This window comes from Caballeronia udeis (assembly GCF_001544555.2).
GTDB classification, from domain to species: Bacteria; Pseudomonadota; Gammaproteobacteria; order Burkholderiales; family Burkholderiaceae; genus Caballeronia; species Caballeronia udeis.
In genome coordinates this window covers 75,004-96,334 of the sequence record NZ_FCOK02000028.1, presented here as the reverse complement: position 1 = coordinate 96,334, position 21,331 = coordinate 75,004, and the positions used below count along the sequence as shown (strand labels likewise).

The 21,331-nt window shown below is 60.7% G+C and carries 23 protein-coding genes; 11 read left to right on the top strand and 12 right to left on the bottom strand.

The features are described 5' to 3' along the window. Positions 1–26: 26 nt before the first annotated feature. Positions 27–524: a DUF1643 domain-containing protein gene (locus AWB69_RS20585; protein WP_062088086.1), complete on the bottom strand. Its 498-nt coding sequence runs from the start codon at positions 522–524 to the stop codon at positions 27–29. Positions 525–556: 32 nt separating this feature from the next. Between AWB69_RS20585 and AWB69_RS20580 the strand changes: the two genes are divergently transcribed. Both AWB69_RS20580 and AWB69_RS20575 read left to right on the top strand, forming a co-directional pair. Next, positions 557–829 (top strand): hypothetical protein, encoded by a 273-nt coding sequence (locus tag AWB69_RS20580; protein ID WP_062088114.1) that lies wholly within the window; start codon positions 557–559, stop codon positions 827–829. A gap of 42 nt (positions 830–871) precedes the next feature. After that, entirely contained in the window at positions 872–1,123 is a 252-nt protein-coding gene (locus AWB69_RS20575; RefSeq protein ID WP_062088084.1) for a hypothetical protein, read from the top strand. Positions 1,124–1,291: 168 nt separating this feature from the next. Here the strand turns inward: AWB69_RS20575 and msrA are convergent, their stop codons facing one another. The 5 genes from msrA to AWB69_RS20550 form a co-directional block, all read right to left on the bottom strand. Continuing rightward, a complete protein-coding gene (gene msrA / locus AWB69_RS20570; protein ID WP_062088082.1) occupies positions 1,292–2,032 on the bottom strand; it encodes a peptide-methionine (S)-S-oxide reductase MsrA in 741 nt (246 codons plus the stop codon). A 183-nt stretch (positions 2,033–2,215) separates the two neighbouring features. Next, a complete protein-coding gene (bla, locus tag AWB69_RS20565) occupies positions 2,216–3,106 on the bottom strand; it encodes a class A beta-lactamase (RefSeq protein ID WP_062088112.1) in 891 nt (296 codons plus the stop codon). A 210-nt stretch (positions 3,107–3,316) separates the two neighbouring features. Then, the gene (gene mctP, locus AWB69_RS20560) at positions 3,317–4,801 is read right to left on the bottom strand and encodes a monocarboxylate uptake permease MctP (RefSeq protein WP_062088079.1); all 1,485 of its coding nucleotides are present in this window, start codon (positions 4,799–4,801) and stop codon (positions 3,317–3,319) included. After that, the gene (locus tag AWB69_RS20555) at positions 4,798–4,995 is read right to left on the bottom strand and encodes a DUF3311 domain-containing protein (RefSeq protein ID WP_062088110.1); all 198 of its coding nucleotides are present in this window, start codon (positions 4,993–4,995) and stop codon (positions 4,798–4,800) included. Before AWB69_RS20555 ends, mctP begins: the two co-directional genes overlap by 4 nt. Before the next feature lie 284 nt (positions 4,996–5,279). Further along, positions 5,280–6,521, bottom strand: coding sequence for an ArgE/DapE family deacylase (locus AWB69_RS20550; protein WP_062088077.1), 1,242 nt, complete (start codon positions 6,519–6,521; stop codon positions 5,280–5,282). A gap of 346 nt (positions 6,522–6,867) precedes the next feature. On the opposite strand from AWB69_RS20550, the gene kynU reads away from it, so the two are divergent. The 4 genes from kynU to AWB69_RS20530 all read left to right on the top strand — a co-directional run bounded on the left by kynU (position 6,868) and on the right by AWB69_RS20530 (position 10,802). Further along, positions 6,868–8,118 carry a kynureninase gene (kynU, locus tag AWB69_RS20545; RefSeq protein ID WP_062088075.1) on the top strand — a complete coding sequence of 417 codons (1,251 nt, stop codon included), beginning with the start codon at positions 6,868–6,870 and terminating at the stop codon, positions 8,116–8,118. An 18-nt stretch (positions 8,119–8,136) separates the two neighbouring features. Then, the gene (gene kynA, locus AWB69_RS20540) at positions 8,137–9,054 is read left to right on the top strand and encodes a tryptophan 2,3-dioxygenase (RefSeq protein ID WP_082913492.1); all 918 of its coding nucleotides are present in this window, start codon (positions 8,137–8,139) and stop codon (positions 9,052–9,054) included. 139 nt (positions 9,055–9,193) lie between these two features. Continuing rightward, the gene (locus AWB69_RS20535) at positions 9,194–10,030 is read left to right on the top strand and encodes a class I SAM-dependent methyltransferase (RefSeq protein WP_082913491.1); all 837 of its coding nucleotides are present in this window, start codon (positions 9,194–9,196) and stop codon (positions 10,028–10,030) included. 160 nt (positions 10,031–10,190) lie between these two features. Beyond that, positions 10,191–10,802 carry a glutathione S-transferase family protein gene (locus tag AWB69_RS20530; protein ID WP_062088071.1) on the top strand — a complete coding sequence of 204 codons (612 nt, stop codon included), beginning with the start codon at positions 10,191–10,193 and terminating at the stop codon, positions 10,800–10,802. 109 nt (positions 10,803–10,911) lie between these two features. On the opposite strand, the gene AWB69_RS20525 is transcribed toward AWB69_RS20530, so the two are convergent. Continuing rightward, entirely contained in the window at positions 10,912–11,823 is a 912-nt protein-coding gene (locus tag AWB69_RS20525) for a LysR family transcriptional regulator (protein WP_062088069.1), read from the bottom strand. Between the two features lie 187 nt (positions 11,824–12,010). On the opposite strand from AWB69_RS20525, the gene AWB69_RS20520 reads away from it, so the two are divergent. Then, positions 12,011–12,400: a tautomerase family protein gene (locus AWB69_RS20520; RefSeq protein ID WP_062088066.1), complete on the top strand. Its 390-nt coding sequence runs from the start codon at positions 12,011–12,013 to the stop codon at positions 12,398–12,400. Between the two features lie 70 nt (positions 12,401–12,470). On the opposite strand, the gene AWB69_RS20515 is transcribed toward AWB69_RS20520, so the two are convergent. Both AWB69_RS20515 and AWB69_RS20510 read right to left on the bottom strand, forming a co-directional pair. Continuing rightward, a complete protein-coding gene (locus AWB69_RS20515) occupies positions 12,471–13,187 on the bottom strand; it encodes a Pr6Pr family membrane protein (RefSeq protein WP_062088064.1) in 717 nt (238 codons plus the stop codon). Positions 13,188–13,276: 89 nt separating this feature from the next. Beyond that, positions 13,277–13,528: a DUF1488 family protein gene (locus tag AWB69_RS20510; protein ID WP_047846077.1), complete on the bottom strand. Its 252-nt coding sequence runs from the start codon at positions 13,526–13,528 to the stop codon at positions 13,277–13,279. Between the two features lie 236 nt (positions 13,529–13,764). Here AWB69_RS20510 and AWB69_RS20505 point away from each other — a divergent pair, with 236 nt between their 5' ends. Then, positions 13,765–15,186 carry an MFS transporter gene (locus AWB69_RS20505; protein ID WP_062088106.1) on the top strand — a complete coding sequence of 474 codons (1,422 nt, stop codon included), beginning with the start codon at positions 13,765–13,767 and terminating at the stop codon, positions 15,184–15,186. Between the two features lie 58 nt (positions 15,187–15,244). On the opposite strand, the gene AWB69_RS20500 is transcribed toward AWB69_RS20505, so the two are convergent. Both AWB69_RS20500 and AWB69_RS20495 read right to left on the bottom strand, forming a co-directional pair. Beyond that, on the bottom strand, positions 15,245–16,366 hold the full coding sequence (locus AWB69_RS20500) for a succinylglutamate desuccinylase/aspartoacylase family protein (protein WP_062088062.1): 1,122 nt from the start codon (positions 16,364–16,366) through the stop codon (positions 15,245–15,247). A gap of 20 nt (positions 16,367–16,386) precedes the next feature. Further along, positions 16,387–17,166 carry a transporter substrate-binding domain-containing protein gene (locus tag AWB69_RS20495; RefSeq protein ID WP_062088060.1) on the bottom strand — a complete coding sequence of 260 codons (780 nt, stop codon included), beginning with the start codon at positions 17,164–17,166 and terminating at the stop codon, positions 16,387–16,389. Positions 17,167–17,293: 127 nt separating this feature from the next. Here AWB69_RS20495 and AWB69_RS20490 point away from each other — a divergent pair, with 127 nt between their 5' ends. Further along, positions 17,294–18,262 carry a LysR substrate-binding domain-containing protein gene (locus AWB69_RS20490; protein ID WP_062088058.1) on the top strand — a complete coding sequence of 323 codons (969 nt, stop codon included), beginning with the start codon at positions 17,294–17,296 and terminating at the stop codon, positions 18,260–18,262. On the opposite strand, the gene AWB69_RS20485 is transcribed toward AWB69_RS20490, so the two are convergent. Further along, entirely contained in the window at positions 18,256–20,070 is a 1,815-nt protein-coding gene (locus tag AWB69_RS20485) for a GGDEF domain-containing protein (protein ID WP_062088056.1), read from the bottom strand. The two genes, AWB69_RS20490 and AWB69_RS20485, sit on opposite strands and share 7 nt — an antisense overlap. A 283-nt stretch (positions 20,071–20,353) precedes the next feature. On the opposite strand from AWB69_RS20485, the gene AWB69_RS20480 reads away from it, so the two are divergent. Together AWB69_RS20480 and AWB69_RS20475 are read left to right on the top strand one after the other, a co-directional pair. Next, complete coding sequence (locus tag AWB69_RS20480) at positions 20,354–20,941, top strand: MarR family winged helix-turn-helix transcriptional regulator (RefSeq protein ID WP_062088054.1); 588 nt, start codon at positions 20,354–20,356, stop codon at positions 20,939–20,941. A 52-nt stretch (positions 20,942–20,993) separates the two neighbouring features. Continuing rightward, on the top strand, positions 20,994–21,314 hold the full coding sequence (locus AWB69_RS20475; protein ID WP_062088052.1) for a HigA family addiction module antitoxin: 321 nt from the start codon (positions 20,994–20,996) through the stop codon (positions 21,312–21,314). Positions 21,315–21,331: the final 17 nt, after the last annotated feature.

The window sequence follows — 21,331 nt, the reverse complement described above, 5'->3', positions numbered from 1 at the left end:
CGAGTCCGCTGCCGCTTTACGTAAGCTCATGCAGGCTCCGGAACGGGCATTGACCACTCGATCAATGGCTGGTCGCCGCGCACATATAGCGGATGACGCGGTGCGCCATTTTTCGTCATGCCGAGGCAGGTGAGTTGCGCGCCTGCCTCGCGCAGCAGGTTCATGACCGCTGTCACCCGGTCGTCCCTGGCGTTCGCACCCCAGCCACGCACGACGAGTCCATGCCTCACCGCCATCTTGTGCAGGTAGTCGTCGTTGTCCGGACCAACCGGGTCGTGATGAAGCCACAGCGCCGCCGGGTCGGTCGAGCGCAACGCATACAGGTTCACGACGGTGATGCCGTTGAATCTCCATGAAGACGCAAAGCAACGACAGCGCCTGATAGTCGGGTCGTCGAGCGTGGCGTCAGCCGTGCTCGGATTCAGCATGAGAAACATCACCTTTCCGCGTTTGCCTGACGGCGTGTCGCCCGCGCGCGTCAGCACGTAGCGATACGTGCCGCAAGGACTGATGATCGCGCTCATAATGAGGTTCCTCGATGAGCAGGGAGACGGCCATGCATCAAGACGTTGAAGTGGGCGACTACCTTCTGACTATAAACGTGGCGCCGAAATGCGACCCTGCCGACGCAGAAAAGATTGATGGTTTTAGCGTCCGCGTGACGGTGACTCGCCATGATGGCACGCCGGTCCGAGGTTCAACGCACGCGGAAGATTCCGGTGAATTGACCGGCGCTCACGGGCCCTACGTCACGGTGGCGGACGCCGTTGCGCACGGTGAGGCATGGGGTAGACACTTCGTCGCGCGCGTATTGGGCGGGGCGGTCTAGTTCCCGTTTGTTTGGCGCGGGCTCCTGAGGGTGGAGGTTTCCATGTGGGAAAGAATAGACTACAAAGGCTTCGAGATCTGGGTGCTGCCAATCCTGGCATACGGACCTCCCACGCCAGATACCCCCTACCACTACAACGGCTACGTATGCCGACCCGGCGCCGACCTGCGTCATGCCGGGCAACGCACGCAGTTTTATGAGCTCGGCAACGTGTTTGAGACTGAAGCAAAGGCACTTGACGCGGCCTATCACGCGGGGCGCGACCTGGTCGACACGCTGACTGACAACCGCTGAGTAGTGGCGTCGAAACGCGTGAGCGGCTGGTGCTGGCTGCAATTCCCGCCACTCACGGCGAAGGGTGAGATGCCCGCGTGCATGCAGGCTTACGCGTGCTGCATTGCACAGAATTGCCCGGTGCTGAGCGGGTATTGAGCGGCGGATTTCAAGTCCGCCGCTTTTTCATCACTGCGATGCCACGCTCAGCAGCACCGGTTTATCGCGGTAAAGCGTCGGAAAGACGCGCTTCAGGTTCTCGACCTTCGGCAGGTCATTGATCGCGATATACGGTGTATCCGGATGCAGCGTCAAATAGTTCTGGTGATAAGACTCGGCAGGATAAAAACCCTTGAGCGGGTCTGTCTTGGTGACGATCGGCGCGGGAAAAACATGCGCCTTATCGAGCTGCGCAATATAACTTTGCGCGATGTGTTTTTGCATGTCGTTGGCCGGGAAGATTGCCGAACGATATTGCGTGCCGCTATCCGGGCCTTGCCGGTTCAATTCCGTCGGGTCGTGCGCGACCGAGAAATAGATCTGCAGCAGCTTGCCGTAGGTGATCCTGGCCGGGTCGTAGGTAATCTGCACGGACTCGGCGTGACCCGTCTGGCCCCCGCTGACGGTTTCATATTGCGCGGTCTGGGGCTGACCGCCGGCATACCCCGCCACAACCTTCGTCACGCCGTTCACATGCTGGAACACGCCTTGAACGCCCCAAAAACAGCCGCCTGCCAGCACGGCGGTTTCCTCGTGCGCACCATTTGCGGGTTCGTCGAGCGCGGGGGGCGCAATGACGACGGCGGCTTCTGAAGAATGCGCGAGATGCATGGAGGCAAACAGGATGCTGGCACCCAGGCCGACAGCCGTCAACAGCGCAGCCCCGCGCGAGCGCAGGAACGTTGCAGGATTTTGCTTCTTGGAAATCATGGAGAGCCTCCGGGTTTCAGGACGACGCGCTGTACCCGGCGCCCGGCACCCAAGCGCCGGCCGGGCGCTCAAGCGTCCTCCTCTTGCCTTATGTTAGCTCGCCCGGCGACGTGTGGAAGCTTGATGACAAAGATGTCATCGAAAGGTCAGGAAGGAAAGCTGACGAAGGGCGGCAAAAGCTATTCACGCAAACGCAGCCACGACAATCCGTGCCGCCGACGCCACCACGTCGTCACGCGCCTTTGCATCCTGCTCCCGCTGAGTCAGATAGATGGCCAGGACAATGGGCGGTTTTCCCGGCGGCCAAATTACGCCGATATCGTTTGTCGTACCGTAGTCGCCTGAGCCGGTCTTGTCGCCAATCATCCAATGTGCAGGCATTGCCGCAGCGATTTTGCCGGCGCCCGTGGTATTGCCCAGCAACCATGTCTGCAGTTGGCTGCGTTGCGAAGCGCCGAGCGCATCGCCTAGCGTCACGCGCTGGAGGCTGTGCGCCATCGCTGCAGGTGTCGACGTGTCGCGCGGGTCGCCGGGTATTGCCGAGTTCAGATCCGGTTCCCGGCGGTCGAGGTGGAACTGGTTGTCGCCTATCGAGCGCGCGTACGCAGTCACCGTTTCCGGGCCGCCGACCAGTTTCATCAACAGGTTGGCTGCGGTGTTGTCGCTGTATTGCAGCGTGGCGGCGCAGAGTTCCGCGACGGTCATGCCCGTAGCAACCTGTTTTTTCGTGATCGGCGCCCACGACAGGAGCTCGCTGCGCGCATAGTGGATCCGGCGCTCAAGCAAGCCCTTTTGAAGCGGACTCTCACTCTGTTCGAGGACCGCGGACACCAGCATCAATTTGAAGGTGCTGCAAAGCGGGAAACGCTCGTCCGCGCGATAGTTCACCAGCTTGCCGTCAGCGGTGTTCAGCGCTGCAACGCCAAGGCGTCCTCCAGCACTGCTTTCCAGTTGCTTCAACTGGTCTTGCGCGATTGAGCTGCCGGTGGCCGCGCGCCACGACGTACACGCGCTGACAAAGGGGATCATGGCAGCAGCCGTCAGCAATGAGCGGCGTCGCGGGGAATAAACAATTGAATGTTGCATCGGGTAGGAAACAGGCGAAAGCTTTGCGGAAGTGTCGTGAATCAGGGGATGAATAACGAGCAGGAAATGCTCGTTGCCGAAGCTTACAGGCCGGACACGGAAAGCACAAACCACGCGCGCCGGCGCCGTAAAGATGGCTCGGTCGATGCGCAAAAAATCTTGCGCATCGACCTGCGCGATGGCGTGCTTGCCCTCCTCTTACGCCGCCTGATGAACGTGAGCGCGGCGCGGCGTGACCATCGATACGACAAACGCCACCACAATATTCGCGGCAAGCGCGATCAGCCCGATATACAGCGGATACGTCGCCCCAGCCAGATGCAGCGCGAACACGGGCTTCAGGCCCTGCGCGATCGCCATGCCGGTCCCGAGCACGATTCCGGCCAGCCAGCCGAGGAACAAGCCCGGTGTGTTCAGACGCCGCGTGTAAAGCGAGAACACAATGGCCGGGAATATCTGCAGGATCCACACGCCTCCAAGCAATTGCAGATCGATTGCATATTGCGTCGGCAGGAACACGATGAACAACAACGCGCCGAACTTCACAACCAGCGACACCAGCTTCGCTGTCTTCGCTTCCTTCTCGGGCGAGGTGTCACGCACCATCAGCGGCCACAGATTACGCGTGAACAGGTTCGCTGCACCAATCGACATGATCGCCGCCGGCACGAGCGCGCTGATTGCAATGGCCGCGGCCGCGAAGCCGACGAACCACGCGGGGAACAGTTGGCCGAACAACGCGGGCACGACGTCGGACGCGGATTGCACCTTGATGCCCGCAGCAATCGCCATGTAGCCGAGCAACGCAATCAGGCCGAGCAGCAGCGTGTAGGCAGGCAGGAAGATGGCGTTCTTGCGCACGGTCGCAGCCGATGACGACGACAATACTGCGGTCATGGTATGCGGATACATGAAGGCCGCCAGCGCCGAGCCCAAGGCAAGCGACGCGTACGCGGTAAATTGCGTCGGCTTCAGGATGATGCCGGTTGCACCGCCCTTGGCTTTGAAGAACTGGTCGGCAGCATCGAACACGTGCGCGTAGCCGCCGAGTTTCGACGGAATCAGCCACACCGCCGCGATCACCACGATATAGATCATGATGTCCTTCACGAAGGCGATCATGGCCGGGGCACGCAAGCCGCTGGTGTACGTGTAGAGCGCAAGAATCACGAACGCGACAATCAGCGGCAACTCGCCGCTCACGCCCAGGCCCTTGATCACGACCTGCATGCCCACCAGTTGCAACGCGATGTACGGCATGGTCGCGATAATCCCGGTCAGCGCCACGGCCGCCGGGAACCACTTGCCGCCATACTCGCCCTGCACATAATCGGCCGCCGTAATATGGTTCTTGGCGTGAGCGACCTTCCATAGCCGCGGCATGACCGCAAACACAAACGGATAAACAATGATGGTGTAAGGCAGCGCAAAGAACCCGTACGCCCCCACCGAATACACCAAGGCCGGTACGGCGATCACGGTATAGGCTGTGTAGAAATCCCCGCCTACCAGGAACCACGAAATCACGGTGCCGAACTGGCGGCCGCCCAGGCCCCATTCATGAAGTTGCGTCAGGTCGCCGCGTTTCCAGCGCGCCGCGAAAAATCCCACCACCGTCACCAGCAGGAAGAAGGCGATGAAGACCGTCATGGCTACCGGATTGACCGGAACAATATCGCTCATTTGACACCTCTATACACGATGTAAATGATGAGCGAGGTCAACGGCACCCACAGAAACTGATACCAGTAGAAGAATGGGAAACCGGCGAAAGACGGGCGGGTATCGTTATAAAAAGGCAGCCACAGCAATGCGATATACGGAATAAGCAAGACCAGCCAAAGCCAGGAATGCTTTGTCTCTTCGGATGTTTTCATAATAGTTTGTTCGAGATTGAGGTTCGACCTGTCGCGCTTCGCGGCAGCCGGGCGCCGCGGCAAAGCTCGAAATAACGACATCGAGGATTATGTTCGAGTTTTTGAAGACGTGCTGAATGCCCCTGGCAGGAGGGCTTGGAATGCGGGTCGATCGGGGAGACCGAGGAGCTTAGCTGCAGGCTTTTAACTCTAGACAGGTCCTGGGCTTTTGTCTGCGCCAGTGCAGGAAGCCGCTTCGTTCCTATGCAAGGCCGCAAAGGAACGAAGCATGCAAGCGCTTAGGGTTACGGCTGTTGGCCAAGCAAATCCGCTAGCGCAATTGCAACGGTCTTGGTCGCAACCCTCAAGTCTTCAAGCGCAACCCGCTCGTCGGCCCGATGTCCGTTAGCCTCAAGCAGCGTCCGCGGACCGGCGCCGTAAATGACGGTGGGTACGTCCGCCTCGCAATACAAGCGGGCATCGGTATAAAGAGGTACGCCTTCAGTGGGAATGTCACGCTGAAGCGTCACCCGAGCCGCACGCTGCAACGCCTGCGACAAGCGCTCCGAGCCGTCGAGCGCGCGCAGTGGCGACGTCACCAGCACCTCTTCCATCTCCACGCTGATACCCGGCAACCCCGCAACCGCCGCCGTGATCAGCGTCTTCAATTGCTTGAGCACGTCTTGCGGATTCTCCTCCGGCACCACGCGCCGGTCGAGCCGCAAACTGACCTTGTCAGGCACCACGTTCGTGTTGATCCCGCCTTTGATCAGACCCACCACGATCGTAGGGTGATCGATACCCGGCGTCGCCGAACGGATCTCGCGCAATGCTGCCCGATGCGCGTACAGCGCGTTCAGCACCGCCGTAGCAGCTTCCAGCGCGTCATGCCCGGTATCGGGCCGCGCCGCGTGCGCCGACTTGCCCCGCACCGTGACTTCCAGGTGGATCGTGCCATTGTGCGCGGTCGTGATCGAATAAGAAAAGCCCGCACAGATAGCGTAATCGGGCTTCACGATGCCTTGCTTCAACAACCACCCCGGCCCGATCAGGCCGCCGGTTTCCTCGTCATAGGTCAGGTGAAGCTCCACCGTCCCGGCCAGCGTCGCGCCGCTCTCGATCAACGCCTTCAACGCAAACGCATAGGTGGCGAAGTCCGATTTCGATACCGCCGCCCCGCGCCCGATCATGAAACCATCGCGGATCTCGGCGCCGTATGGATCCGCGGTCCAGCCATCGCCGGGCGGCACCACGTCGCCGTGCGCGTTCAGCGCGATCACCGGCCCCGCGCCAAAGCGATGGCGAACCACGAGGTTCGTGGCGCTGATCATGCCGGCGCGCGTGACATCGCCGGCCGGCACCACATGGCGCTCGACCGTGAAGCCGAGCCGTTCCAGCCATTGCGCCGCCATCTCGGCGTGGCCTGCGCAATCGCCCGGCGGATTGTCCGACGGCTTTTGCACGAGCGCGGAAAGGAACTGGACCTCCTGGTCAAAGTGATGGTCGACGCAGTCGGTCAGGGTCGAGGCAAGGACGGGTTGTGTCATGGGCAGTGGTCTATCCAGGTATCTGGCTGGGGGTTGGCTGCATGGTAACGAGTATTGCTACCGCAGGCGAGCAGCGCCAGCTTAGCGGACCCGGCGCGCGCCTTGGTAAGCGCACCCGAATTCCGCCCATAACAGATCGCGATCAATTTATTGCGCCCAAGCGCGGTTTTCATCGAAGAATATTGCATCGGCGCCTAAGCGCCGCGTTTGTTTCGCAATCAATTAAAGACCGTTCTCGGCTAAGCTTTCAGGCATGGGCACGCGCTCTGCCAAACGGCGGCGAGACGTGGATTTCCGTCCGGCACGCGGACACACACGGACACTTAATTCACCGGAATACGCTTCAATGAACCATAGAGACGATGCCGCGGCAATCGACCGCGACGATCCGCTAGCCCGCTTGCGCGACCAGTTCGCGCTCGGCCACGACACCATCTACCTGGACGGCAACTCGCTTGGCGTCCCCCCCAAAGCGGCCGCCTCGCGCGCCGCGGCCGTCATCACCGGCGAATGGGGCGACGGTTTGATCCGCTCGTGGAACACGGCGGGATGGTTCGCGTTGCCCAAGCGGCTTGGCAACAAGCTGGCCCCGTTGATTGGCGCGGCCGAGGACGAAGTGGTCGTCACCGACACCATTTCCATCAACCTCTTCAAGATCCTCTCGGCGGCGCTGCGGGTCGCCAACGAGCGCGACGCGAAGCGTCGTGTCATCGTCTCCGAACGCTCGAATTTCCCGACCGATCTGTACATTGCGCAGGGCCTGATCGAGCAACTGGATCGCGGTTATGAACTGCGTCTCGTGGATCACGCATCCGAGCTCGCCGGCGCTATCGACGAGAATACGGCTGTCGTCATGATCACGCACGTGAACTATCGCACGGGCGCCATGCACGACATGGCCGCGCTGACCCGCGTGATCCATCAGGCGGGCGCACTCGCGGTCTGGGACCTGGCGCATTCGGCAGGCGCGGTTCCGGTCGATCTCAACGGCGCCGGCGCGGATTACGCGGTCGGCTGCACCTACAAGTACCTGAATGGCGGACCGGGATCGCCTGCGTTCATCTGGGTTCCGAAGCGGCTGCAGAATGTTTTCTCGCAACCGCTGTCCGGTTGGTGGGGCCATAAAAAACCGTTTGAAATGAGCCCGGAATATCGGCCCGATGATGGCATCGGCCGGTTCCTGTGCGGCACGCAACCCATTGTCGCCATGTCGATGGTCGAATGCGGCCTTGACGTGTTCGGGCAAACCAGTATGACCGCGTTGCGCAGCAAGTCGCTCGCGCTGAGCGACTTGTTCATCGAACTCGTGGAGACCCGCTGCAGCGAATTTCCGTTGCAGCTCGTGACGCCGCGAACACATGCCGAACGCGGATCACAGGCGAGCTTCGAACACCCGCATGGGTATGAGGTCATGCAGGCGCTGATCGCGCGTAACGTGATTGGCGACTACCGCGAGCCGCGCATCCTGCGCTTCGGCTTCACGCCGCTCTATACGCGCTATGTGGATGTATGGGACGCCGTTGAAACACTGCGCGACGTGCTGGCGACCGAAGCGTGGCGCGCACCTGAATTCGCCGAACGTGGCGCCGTTACCTGATCAAATGGAGAACGCGCGATGACACAATCACATGAACGCGAAGGCACGGGCGGCTGTCCCATGGGGTATGGGACGGGGACGGGGACGGGGACGGCAGGCGACGCTGCGCAGAAGCCCGAAGGCTGGCATGACGCGCAGCTCGACTTCACCGGCTCGATGAGCTATGGCGACTATCTCTCGCTCGACACGCTGCTTGCGGCACAGCACCCGCTCTCGCCCGACCATAACGAAATGCTGTTCATCGTTCAACACCAGACGAGCGAGCTATGGATGAAGCTCGCGCTTTATGAGCTGCATGCAGCGCTTGCCGCCGTGCATCGCGATGACCTGCCGCCTGCGTTCAAGATGCTCGCGCGTGTCTCGCGCATACTCGATCAGCTGGTCCAGGCGTGGAGCGTTCTTGCGACCATGACGCCTTCCGAATACACGGCAATGCGGCCTTATCTGGGGGCGTCGTCCGGATTCCAGTCGCATCAGTACCGGCAGATCGAGTTCCTGCTCGGCAACAAGAACGTGCAGATGCTCAAGCCGCATGCTCACAGGCCAAACGTGCTTGCCGAAGTCACGGCAACGCTTGAAGCCCCCTCGTTCTACGATGAAGTCATCCGCCTGCTTGCGCGCCGCGGTTTCCCGATCGCGCCGGAAAGGCTTGAGCGAGACTGGACTCAGCCAACCACCCACGACGCCAGCGTGGAAGCAGCGTGGCTCACGGTGTATCGCGAGCCGACCCAGCATTGGGAACTCTACGAGATGGCGGAAGAGCTTGTCGATCTCGAAGATTCTTTCCGGCAATGGCGCTTCCGTCACGTCACCACCGTCGAGCGGATCATCGGCTTCAAGCAAGGCACCGGCGGAACCAGCGGCGCGCCCTATTTGCGAAAGATGCTGGACGTCGTGCTGTTTCCCGAGTTATGGCACGTCAGGACGCTGCTCTGAGCGTTTGAATGTTCGACTGCGCGGATCATATTGAGCCGGTCATCCGCGTGGACCTTTTAGAATTTGAAAGCTTGAAGGTCGCACGGGGTAAAACAGACTCGCTCTGACAAGCGGCGCGCTTTGCCCGATAATGACCCGCATGAAAATACTCCCTACTCCCCGCCTCAAGCGGCGTGCCTTGCTGGTGCTGCCCGCCGCCCTCTTGCTGGCGTCCTGCGCCACGCCTGTCGCACCAACATCACTCGATACCGCCATTGCCGCGCCGTATCGGGGAGACAAGGCGCAGGCCCGCGACGTCTACCGGCACCCGAAAGACACACTGGAATTCTTCGGCCTCGCGCCGAACCAGAGCGTGCTGGAAATTGCGCCGGGCGGCGGTTGGTACACGGACATCCTCGCGCCATATTTGCGGGGACGTGGCACGCTTTACGAAGCGCAGTACCTGCCGCCCCAAGGGGCGCTCCCTGCCGGCGAAGCGAAGAGCAACGCGGCGTTCGAACACAAGCTCGCTACTGAGCCCGAGATCTACGGCACGGTTGTTGTCGGCACCCTGCGATCGGGGCAGTTCAAGGGCTTGCCTGCAGGGCTGCAGGTTGATCGCGTGCTGACGTTCCGTAATATTCATAACTGGATAGAAGACGGTCAGGTCGATGCAAACCTGCGTGCTTTCTATTCGGTCCTTAAACCCGGCGGCGTACTGGGTGTGGAAGAGCATCGCGCAAAGCCCGGCACATCGGTTCAGCAAATGATCGATACCGGCTACATGACTGAAGCCTACGTCATTGAGCACGCACAGGCTGCGGGTTTCAGGCTTGCCGCGCGCAGCGAGATCAACAGCAATCCCCGCGATACGAAGGATTATCCGAACGGCGTGTGGTCCCTGCCGCCGACCTACCGCGGGGGCGATACCGACCGCGCGCGCTTCGCCGCCATTGGCGAGTCGGACCGGATGACACTGCGTTTCGTCAAGCCGTAGGCGGGCATGCCCGGTTGCAAGGTCATCGCTTATCAGGGCAATGACCGGCCGTTGCCGTGCGCGGCGGTTCTGATGACGCAACGATGACGCAACCGGAACCGCAGTTTGCGTGCTGCGCACTCACCACCCCTTCTTCAATGTTTGAATCACAAGGTTATCCATGATCGAAGTCCATCACCTGAACCAATCCCGGTCGCGCCGCATTACGTGGCTGCTCGAAGAGCTCGGACTCGATTACACCGTTCATGCTTACCAGCGCAATCCGCAAACGCGGCTTGCGCCGCCCGACCTCGAGAAGATTCATCCGCTGGGCAAGGCGCCCGTGATTCGCGACGGCGACGAAGTGATCTTCGAGTCCGGTGCAATCATCGAATACCTGGTGCGCAAGTATGGCAACGGCCGGCTTGCGCCCGCGTCGGACTCGCGTGACTACAACCGCTATCTACAGTTCCTGCACTACGCAGAGGGTTCCGCCATGCTGCCGCTCATGCTCAAGCTCTACACGAGCCGGCTTGGCGACGGCGCCGCGCCGCTCCAGCCGCGCATTGAAAGCGAAATGCAGAGGCATCTCGGTTTCCTGAACAGCGAGCTTGCGGGACGAGACTACTTTATTGGCAATGAACTGACGGGCGCCGACGTTCAACTGTCGTTCGCGGTCCAGATGGCTGTGAAGTTCTGCGGCGAAGAGGCGTACCCCAACCTCACGGCGTTCGTCCGGCGCATAGAAGCGCGTGACGCGTATCAGCGGGCGATTGAGAAGTCGGGAGAGTAAACGGTTTAGGTGTCGTTGGCGGGGCAAGGATCGCTTGCCCCGCCGGCAGCCCTCGACAACCCTTGCGCTGATCAAACCCGTGCCGAAGGACGCTATAGCAAGCAGTTTCCTAACGGCCGCGACCAGCGGCACTCGCAAACCCCTCGGCCACGGCATCCCCGAACACACCGGCCGCACTTTTTAAATTGCCCAACTGAACGGGGTGGATCAGCCAGATATCGAGGCTTAACGAAAAGCCCTTCACGTCGACAACAGATAGTTCGGCATACGAATCACTTCGACCAAGCACACTGCGCGGAACGAGTCCCAAACCAAGCCCCGCAGCAATCAACTTCAGTTGCATCTCGGTGCCGTGCGTATCCACGCTTAACCTGAGCTCGCGCCCCGCCCCCTGCATCGCCCGTTCCAGCGCGGCCCGGTAACCGCAGCCCAGCGGATTGAGGATCCATTCCTGCTCCGCCAGCGCCTTGATGCTCGAGCGCCGCTCAACCACCGGCCGCCGTTTGCTCTGGACCACCAGCACCTCCAGCGTCGTGATGAACCGGCCCGCCACATCGGCCGGCAGCGTGCTGGGGGACGGCAGCAGCAACGTGGCTGCGTCCAGCTTCCCAAGGCTGACCTGCTGCAACAACCCCGTGCTCCATTCGGTGTGCGACTGAACCTCCAGCGCCGGAAACGCGGCTTTCAGACGCATCACCGCGTCGAACAAGACGATCTCCGCTACCACCTGCGACAGGCCAAGACGAAAGGCCCCGCTCGGCACAGCCTCTTCCCGGGGAATCTCGAGCAGTTGATTCACGCTGCGCATGAGCGGCACCGCATGTTCATAGATCCGGCGCGCAAGCGCGGTTGCTTGAGGAGGTTTGCTATTGCGATCCAGAAGCTCCGCGCCCAGGACCGCTTCAAGATGCTGAATCCGCCGCGATATGGCCGATTGCGTCAGCGACAACACATCCGCCGCTCGCGTCAACGAGTTATGGTCGAGCACCGCAACCAGGGTTTTAAGGTCTTCGAATAACATGCCTGCCTCTCATGATTCACATGAAAATTATGCGCTTGATGCAAGTTTACACCTAGTCTAATCTTCAATGGCGAACCAAGCGACTGCAGCATCTTTTATCGCAGCGGCCGAACTCCAGGCACGACAACACACCCGACAGGTCGCGGCCACCGCTTCCCTATTCCCCACTTAAGCCAGAGGTCAAACCATGCCACTCGTTCGAATCAATCTCGCGCAGACTGCCTCGCCTGAAGTCGTTCAGGCAATCAGCGACGTCGTGTACGGCGCCATGATCGACGTAGTCAACGTGCCCGAGCACGACAAGTTCCAGATCATCACGCGTCATGCGCCGGACGAATTGATCTATCCGGCTGAGGGATACCTGGGCGTGACCTACACGCCGGGAATCGTGTTTATTCAGGTGACCTGGAACACCGGCAGGACGATCGAAGTGAAAAAGGTCTTTTACCGCGCGGTGGCCGACGGCATACATGCGAAGACGGGCATACGAAAGGACGATGTCTGGATCAACCTGGTCGAGGTGAATCGCGAGGACTGGTCGTTCGGCAATGGCGACATGCACTACGCGCCGAAGTAACTACCGTACGTGCAACAAGACAAAACCACCGGTCGCGCCTATGCGCGACCGGTGGTCATTCGATCACTCGCTAATGCGGACGCCTGTGATTCAAAGCGATGAATACGCCCATCAGTGTGACAAACGCCAGCACAAGCAAGGTCGCGTTGAGCAGCACATGCGGATAGCCAAGTTCACCGACATCAATGAACGGATACGGATAAAAGTCCGACGTGCTGCCGCGCCACAGCGTGATGCAAAGATAAGCCAGCGGATAGATCAGCCACAGCAGGCATTGCCGCAAAGTCAGATGAAAGCGCGGTACGAACAGCACCCAATAGATTGCCGACAACACCGGAGTAATGGTGTGCAGGCATTCGTTGAGCACCGCGCGATATCCCGCCGGCGTCCACAGGTGGCGCAGCAACAGGTTATAAGCCAACCCGACAAATACGATGTACACCACGACCGCCGTCACCACGGTCGGCTTGCGAAAAAATCGCCCAAGCGGCGAGTGGCCAAGCGCGGCGACAAATGAAAAACACAGGGCGACGATAAATACGGTCAGGTTCGTCAGATAGCTGCTGAGACGTTCAATTCCATCGAATACGCTTAAGCCCCTGGCCAGCATTCGATGAACCGTGATGTCGGTTTGTGCGGCAAGCGCCAGCCACGCCATGGTCGCGATCAACGCAGCCAGCAACAACGAAGCCGTGCGGGACGCACGCAAAGGCAACGCGTGCTCTGACCCCGCCTCTAGCTGGCTTTCCATGTGGCTTTGAGGCGGCGAGGAGACTGGCTTGGACATGCCGCGATTTTATACGCGACCAAGCACCTCTGCAGGCGCAGATCCGCTGAGCGAGGCGATCAACGAGCACAGGCGCGCGGAACTTAAGCTCAGGATATCTTGAAGATGTTTTGCGAGCCGCGCACGTACAGGTCCTCGGCTTTCAGGAGAATGCGTTCACGGTACAGATCGAAGGCGGCGAGCACGGCGGATTCGCCCGACCCCATTTGCGGATTGAAACTCGACAGGGCCGCATCGCCTATCTGGAATGCGATCTCGCGCGAACCGTCATACCCCCAGAAGCACACACAGTGCCTGGAGTCGTCGTAGGACCGGCTGGGGTTCGGGAAATTGAGTTTCATACGCCATCCTAGTCCCATTCGGGTGACGTGCGCGACGGTGTTCTTCACAGTAATTACCCTGACCTGACTCTCCTTGCCTCATACATGCAATGCTTTTGTAATGAACGAGACACGTCGATGCTCTCGCATGGTGTCCCCTGGTTCAAGTAGACTCTGGTGCCACGCAATCGATTGAACCTTCGGCGCTTTGCTTGCAAGCGCGTCGTCGGCTCCACAAGCAATCCGCTCGCCGCCTCGTGAAACCTGCCAACTTCCGCATCACCGCCGCCGTTGTAGCCAGCGCGCTTTTTATGCAAAACATGGACGGTACGATCGTCGCGACGGCCCTGCCCGCCATGGCGCGCGATCTCGGCGTTGACCCGGTGCATTTGAGCAGCGCCATTACCGCTTATCTGGTGGCGCTGACGGTCTTCATTCCTGCTAGCGGATGGGTGGCCGACCGCTTCGGCGCCAAGCGCGTCTTCATGTGGGCAATCGCGACTTTCACGCTGGCGTCACTCGCGTGTGCGGCAGCCGCGAACCTTCCGCAACTCATTGCTGCGCGTATCGTGCAGGGAATTGGCGGGGCAATGATGGTGCCGGTCGGACGTCTGATCCTGTTCCGTGGCGTCAAACGCGAGGAGTTGTTGCAGGCCACCACATGGCTCACCATGCCGGCGCTCATCGGCCCCTTGATGGGTCCGCCATTAGGCGGTTTTCTCACCGATACCCTCTCGTGGCGCAGCATCTTCTGGGTCAACGTGCCCGTTGGCATTGTGGGTTTGCTGCTGACCTGGCGCTTGCTGCCGGCCGCGCCTCCCGAACATCATGCGCCGCCTGACGTTCGCGGAATGATGTTGATAGGCGGCTCGCTCACGCTGTTCATGACCGGCATTGAATGCGCGGGACGCGGGGTCCTGCCGCCGTTTGCTTCTCCTGCATGCGTTGCTGCGGGCGTGCTGATGTTCTGGATGGCGGTCAGGCACTGCCGCCGCGTGGACGATCCTGCCGTCGATTTCTCGCTGCTCTCCATTCCGACTTTTCATGCGGCGACTATTGCGGGAAGTCTGTTTCGTGCCGGTGCCGGCGCGCTGCCGTTTCTCGTGCCGCTGACATTGCAGGCAGGGTTCGGTTATAGCGCTTCCGCTAGCGGCCTGGTGACGTTCGCCAGCGCGCTGGGGTCATTTTGCATGCGTCCCATGACATCGCTTGCACTAAGGCGCTTCTCTGTCCGGACCGTCTTGTGCGCGGGCAGTGTTTCGTTTGCCGCCGTGCTGATGGTGTGCTCGCTCATGTCGCAGAACTGGCCGGCGGGTGGCATCTTCTTGTTGCTGCTTGTGGGCGGCTTGTCGCGTTCGCTTAGCTTCGCCACCATGGGAGCGCTCGCTTTCGCGGATGTTCCCAAGGCCCGGCTGGCCGCCGCCACCTCGTTCCAGGGTACCGCCCAGCAATTGATGAAAGCCGTAGGCGTGACGGTCGCGGCAGGGACCATTCAAGTCACCATGATCGTGGCCCCCGGCACGCATGCCGAACGCTGGCAGTTGGCCTCTGCCTTTATTGTTACCGCGCTCGTTGTGATTACTTCTTATCCGATGTTCATGCGGATGCCCGCTGAAGCAGGGGCCGGGATTTCTGCTTCGCGAGGATCCGCACGCGGGCGGGCAAGCGAGGTCAAGTAACGCTATTCACGCGAGCTGCTTAGGTCGCCTGTTCAAGCAGACTGTTCAAGCAGCCTGTTCAAGCACCAATCAGCACCCCGGTCCTGAACGGGACAGCGCCCGTTACACGGCCCATCGGTGCGCCGGCGATCACAAAACGAATTGCCCGGCGCATGTAAAAGACACCGTCGTTTTTCGTCGTCAGCGTGGTCACTTCGTCCGTGATCGGATCGACGATATCGAACACCGGGTCACCCGCTTTCAGATGTGCCCCAACCTGCGCGCGATACACCACCACGCCGCTTGCGGGCGCAATGAACTGCTCGCTGCCGGCCAGCGGCGTCGCCGGATGATTGAGCGGCGGCAACTCACGCGCCTCACCTTCGATCACACCGCGATACGTCAGGTAGTCGACAATCGCCTCCGCGTCCTGCTCTGCAAATTCGTAGGACACGTCGCGCTGGCCGCGATGCTCGACCGTCAGCGCAACATTAGGCGCGGCGAGCGGCGTGCCCTCGCCCAGCAGCGCGCGAACGTCGTTCCACAACTGCGTGTGAACCTCATCGAATGACTGGCCACCCGAGTCCGCACAGAGCAGTACACCACTTGCGCCCAGATAGCGCGCGAGTGGTTCGACCGACGGCCAGCTAGCAGGGCTCGTGTACAGGTGCATGGTGGCTTCAAGCGAACAATGCAGGTCGAGGATCACGTCGGCGTCGGCTGCCATGATCAGCATCTCGCGGCGCAGGGACTCGAACTCGTTCTTCGGCTTGACCTCGGCGAGCATCTCGCACACGGCCCGCCGCAGCAAGCGCGTGTTGTTGTCCGCATCCTGCGTCCATTGACTGCCAACACGCTTGACCAAAGCAGCGGCCGCCGGCAGCGGAAAGCTGCGGTTGAAGTTGTGGCCGCTATTCAACTCGAAACGCCCAAGGAACTGCCCGAGCACATGCTGCGACAGTCCGATCGGATTGGCGACCGGCACCAGGATCACCTCGCCGCGAATACATCCCGCCTTCTCCAGTTCGATCATCCGTTGCTTCAGGCGCCACGCGGTCAGCATCGCCGGTATTTCGTCCGCGTGCAGCGACGCCTGTATGTAGATCTTCTCGCCCTTGCCGGGGGTGCCGAAGTGAAAGCTGACGAACTCGCGGCGCGTGCCGATGGACGTGGAAACCAGCGGCGTGCTTTGGGTATGCATCGAATGCTCCTGAAATCTTGTTAGTTGCCGTAGACGTCGAAGTCGAAGTACTTGTGGGCGATCTTCTGATAAGTGCCGTCGGCACGCATGCTGGTGATCGCCTGATCAATGCTCGCCTTGAGCGCAACGTCGTCCTTGCGCAGGCCAATGCCCGTGCCATGGTCACCCATGTCCAGCGTCCCGCCGACAAAACCGAATCCCTTGCCTCGCGGGGTCTTCAGGAAGCCGTTATCCGCTTCCACCGACCCCAGCAGCGCCGCGTCCAGCCGGCCAGCCGTCAGGTCTTCAAAGACACCCTCCTGGCTTTGATACGCGACCACTTCCACTCCGCCCGGCTGCCAGTTCTTCTGTGCATACGTTTCAAACTGCGTGCCGCTCTGCACGCCAACGCGCTTGCCGCGCAAACCCTCCGCGCTGACCGTCAGGGGAAGACCGGTCTTCGCGATCAAACGCGACTTGAACTGGAACAGCTTGGTTGAAAACGCGATCTGCTGCATGCGCTTTTCGGTGATCGCCATCGACGAGATGATCGCGTCGATCTTGCGTGCCTGCAGCGCCGGGATCATGCCGGAAAACTCCATTTCGACCCATTGGCAATGCATCGCGATGCGGCGGCAGATCTCGTTGGCGAGATCGACGTCGAAACCGGTCACGGTGCCGTCGGGCATTTTTACGTCCATCGGCGGATAGGTCGGATCGATGCCCAGTCGCAACACGTTCGCATCTTTCGCGAAGGCCGGCGTGGCGACGGTCACGGCCGCGATCACGGCGGCGGCGAGCAACGAAGAGAGGGTTTTCATCGGCGCTTACTCAGTAGTTAACACGGTGATGGGGATAGGACGTCTGCATGGTACGAGCGCAAAATGCCACCAAACAGGCCCGATTTACTTATCATGATCACTTTTACCTATCACCCGGGCGATTACAGTGGACTTGACCTTAACTCAGCTTCGCGTATTCGTTGCTGTCGCCGAAGCCGGCAGTCTCAGGGCGGCGGCGCGCAGCCTCGGCATTGCGCAAAGCGGTGTGACGCAGCAGTTGAGGAAGCTGGAGACCAGCGCGGGCGGACCGTTGTTCGAGCGCGGGCATCGCGGCGCCCGCCTGACCTCGATCGGCGAGCGCCTGCGGATTCGGGCGGACGTGATCCTTGGTGAGTGCGTCCGAACCGAAAACGAAATGCGCCAGTTGCGCGGCGAGTTGACGGGGCAAGTCTCGCTCGGCGTCGCGGCTGAGGCCATGATGCGATTATTTCCCGCGCTGCTGGCGAGTTTTCGCGAACGGTGCCCGCGTATCGACGTTCACTTGACCAGCGCCACATCGCGGGTCCTGACGGCGTGGGTGCGCGACGGCAGCCTGGACTTTGCGTTGGCGCTCGCGTCGACCAAAGCCGATATCCACGACCTGGACGCCACCACGCTGTTTGAATCGCCCGTCACCGTGATCGCGCGGCGGGGTCATCCGCTCGCCCGCGCGCGATCGTTGCGGGCGTTGCAGGACTGCGAGTGGGTCAGCACCCGGCCTCGTCATTCGGGCGATGTCGTGAACCGCTTGTCCGCCTTGTTCGAGGACGCGGGGCTTGAACCGCCGCGTATCGCGGCCACCACCGAAGCCGTGTTCGACACGCTGCATTGCGTGGCCAACAGCGATTATTTGTCGCTCGAACCCGTGCGTCTCGCGGCCCACCCTTTTTTCACGGACCACGTGACGATCGTCCCGATCAAGGAACAGGCAATGAGTACGCGCGTGTGCCTGCTGCGCCGCGCAGGCGTGCCGCTGACGCCGGTCGCGCAGGAGCTGGCGTCCATGGCTGTATCGTTTGCGAGAATGCTGCCCGCAACGGGCGTGACTGCGGTGACCGGCGCGACAGACGTGACAGACGAGGCGCCGGGTCAATGACACTCGATACGATTGCGCCCCCGCTCCTTCGCGCGATATAGCGCGGCGTCGCTGCGCGAAAGAGACGCATCGGTGGCTGCATCGGCCGCATTCATGACGGTAATGCCAATGCTGACCGTCAGCGCGATTCGCCAGTCGCTTTCCATCAGCGGCGTCTCCACAATCCGTTGCTGCACTCGTTCAGCGAACGCCCTTGCATCGCTCAGGCCGAGACCGGGCAGCACCACGGCAAATTCCTCGCCGCCAACACGGCCGGCAATGCCCTGCTTTCCCAGCTCAGCCTGCAGGATGGAAGCGAAATGCCTGAGCGCCCGATCGCCGAGCGCATGTCCCCATGTGTCGTTGATCAATTTGAAGTGGTCCAGATCGCACATGAGGATGGCCGCGATGCCCTCCTTTGTGTGCCGTATCCGCGCGAGTACCGCCTCGAGCTGAACCATGAAATGACGGCGATTGGGCAACTGCGTCATGAAGTCGATGGTCGCGAACTCCTTCAGTTCGGACTCTATGCGCTTGCGTTCCGTCACGTCGGTAATGAAGCCGTGCCACAGCGTGCTGCCGTCTTCCAGCCGCCGGGGCTGCGCGTCGCCCTGCCGCCAGCACAGACCCTGTCTTGGCAATTCGACACGGTATTCAAGGTGCCACCGCGTCAGGCTGGCCGCGGAGTGTTCCAGGGACGCACGATAAGCCGGGAGATCATCCGGGTGCACGATCGTATTGATGAGCGCCGCGCTCGTGGCCACCTGCTGCGGCGTGATCTCGTAGATATCTTCAATGCCCGCGCTTGCATACGAAAAAAACGACTCGCCGTTCGGGAGCAGGCGATATTGAAAGACCAGGCCCGGCACCTCGTTGGTCAGGCTGGTGATCAGGTCGACCGATTCCTGCAGCCGTTCCGACATCGCGCGCATGGCCGTGATATCGGTAGTGGTGCCAATCATGCGCAGCGGCCGGCCCGCGGCGTCACGGCTCACCACCTTGCCGCGGCTGGAGATCCATTTATAGCTGCCATCCTTGCACCGGATGCGATGTTCAACTTCGTAACTTGGCGTCTTTTGATCGAAATGCGCCTGGATGGTCGCCTGGACGTAAGCGAGATCGTCCGGGTGGACCCGCTTGTAGCTCTCGTTGATCTGATTGGTCAGTTCCGAGTCCGCATACCCCAGGATGGCTTTCCATCCCGCGGAGTAGTGGATCTCGTTTGTAACGATATTGCGATCCCAGATGCCCGTGCCACTGCCTGCAATGGCAAGCGCCATTCTTTTCTCGCGCTCACACAGCGCGTCCTGCTCTTCCTTTAATTGGGCGGCCACGTGATCGCGCTCGACGATCACTTCCGCCAGCCGGGCAAACTCGCGCAGGCATTCGCGCTCTGCCCGATCCAGTTCGCGGGGCTTGGTATCGAGCAGACAAAAGGCGCCGAGCGTTTCCCCGTTCGAAGCCCGCAGCGGGCATCCCGCATAAAAGCGGATGCGGGGAGTATCCATGACAAGCGGATGACTATAAAAACGCTTGTCAGCAAGGGTGTCCGGCACGACCAGGAGATCGTCGCCATAGGTTGCCTGGCCACAGAACGATAACTCGCGGGGGGTTGCCGGGAAGAGAGTCCCCGCAGGAAGACAGTCGCATGAGCTGAACCACTGCCGCTGCGCGTCAACCTGCATGATCAGCGCGAGGGTAACGCCGAAATGGCGTCTGGCGAGGCGGGTCAGGCCGTCGAATCGTTCGTCCGGGACCGTGTCCCCATCGGGCGATCGCAGGGCATGAACCGGGTTGCTTTCGTCGTCAAGTTTAGCGGGGGCCAGCATATCCGGTTCTGTCGACGGTGACTGGGAGCAGTGCATACAGTCTATAACGACAATTCTCGCATAAGGTTTAGACCTTTAATCTTGCACTGCACGCACAGGTGCTCGCGGTTCGATCGGCAGATTGATTTTATACAGGCGCTCTCCGGCGCAATAGGCGTGCCCATGCCAACATCAACGTGAATTTTTCCATCATGCGCGGACCGCGCGGCGCTGTTCTTCCGGTTGGTTCCGACCGGCTATCATGTCGATCTGGGCAATACCTCGAGCTTCGGAAAACACGGTCATGACACGAAAGAAACTTGCGGACAGCGCGCCTCGGGAAGCCGCTGCAATCCTGCGTCACTGGCACGACGCCGTACCCAACGACCGCCTCGCCCACCTCGTGAAGGACGCCGCGCGTTCGATGGTTCGCGCGATGCAGATGCGCCTTGCCGAGCACACCGTATCGTACGGGCACTGGACGTTCCTGCGGATCTTGTGGGAGACCGACGGCCTCACGCAGCGCGAACTGAGCACGCAGGCGGGAGTGATGGAGCCTACGACCTTTGCCGCCGTCAAGGCCATGGAGGCGCTGGGTTATGTCGAGCGTCAGCAGATGCCCGACAACAAGAAAAACGTGCACGTCTTCCTGACCGCCGACGGCCGGGCACTGAAAGAGAAGCTCGTTCCGCTCGCGGAGGAAGTCAATGAGATCAGCGTGGCGAGCCTGAGCGAGCAGGACATCAGGACCGCGCGGAAGGTATTGCTGGCTTTGATCGAAAACCTGGCCGACGATGAATTGGGGTCCACGAATCCAATGCGCCGCGTGCCTTCAACGCGGGAGCTGGGACGGATTATTGCCGAGCGCGGGGATACGGTTGAGGACAGTTGACGCCGAGGATAGCGCTGCTTTAAGAGGATCTGCGATTACCACCAGGATACTTATGATTCGCGAAATTCCACTCGACACACCCGGCGAGATCCTCGCGGAAGAATGGCTCGCCCCAATGGGCATCACTCAGTACGCGCTCGCAAAAGCGATCGATGTACCTGCACGTCGTATCAATGAAATCGTACAAGGGAAACGCGCCATCACTGCTGATACAGCCGTTCGGCTCGGTGCATTTTTTGGTGTCGATCCCCAAAGCTGGATGAACCTCCAAACGCATTACGATACCGAACAGGCGCGTGAAAAACTCGGCGATCGACTCGCGCAAATCATGCGCAACGGTGTAGCAAACGAAGCGATCGCGTCGCTGCGTTAAAGCGCAAAATGACGGCG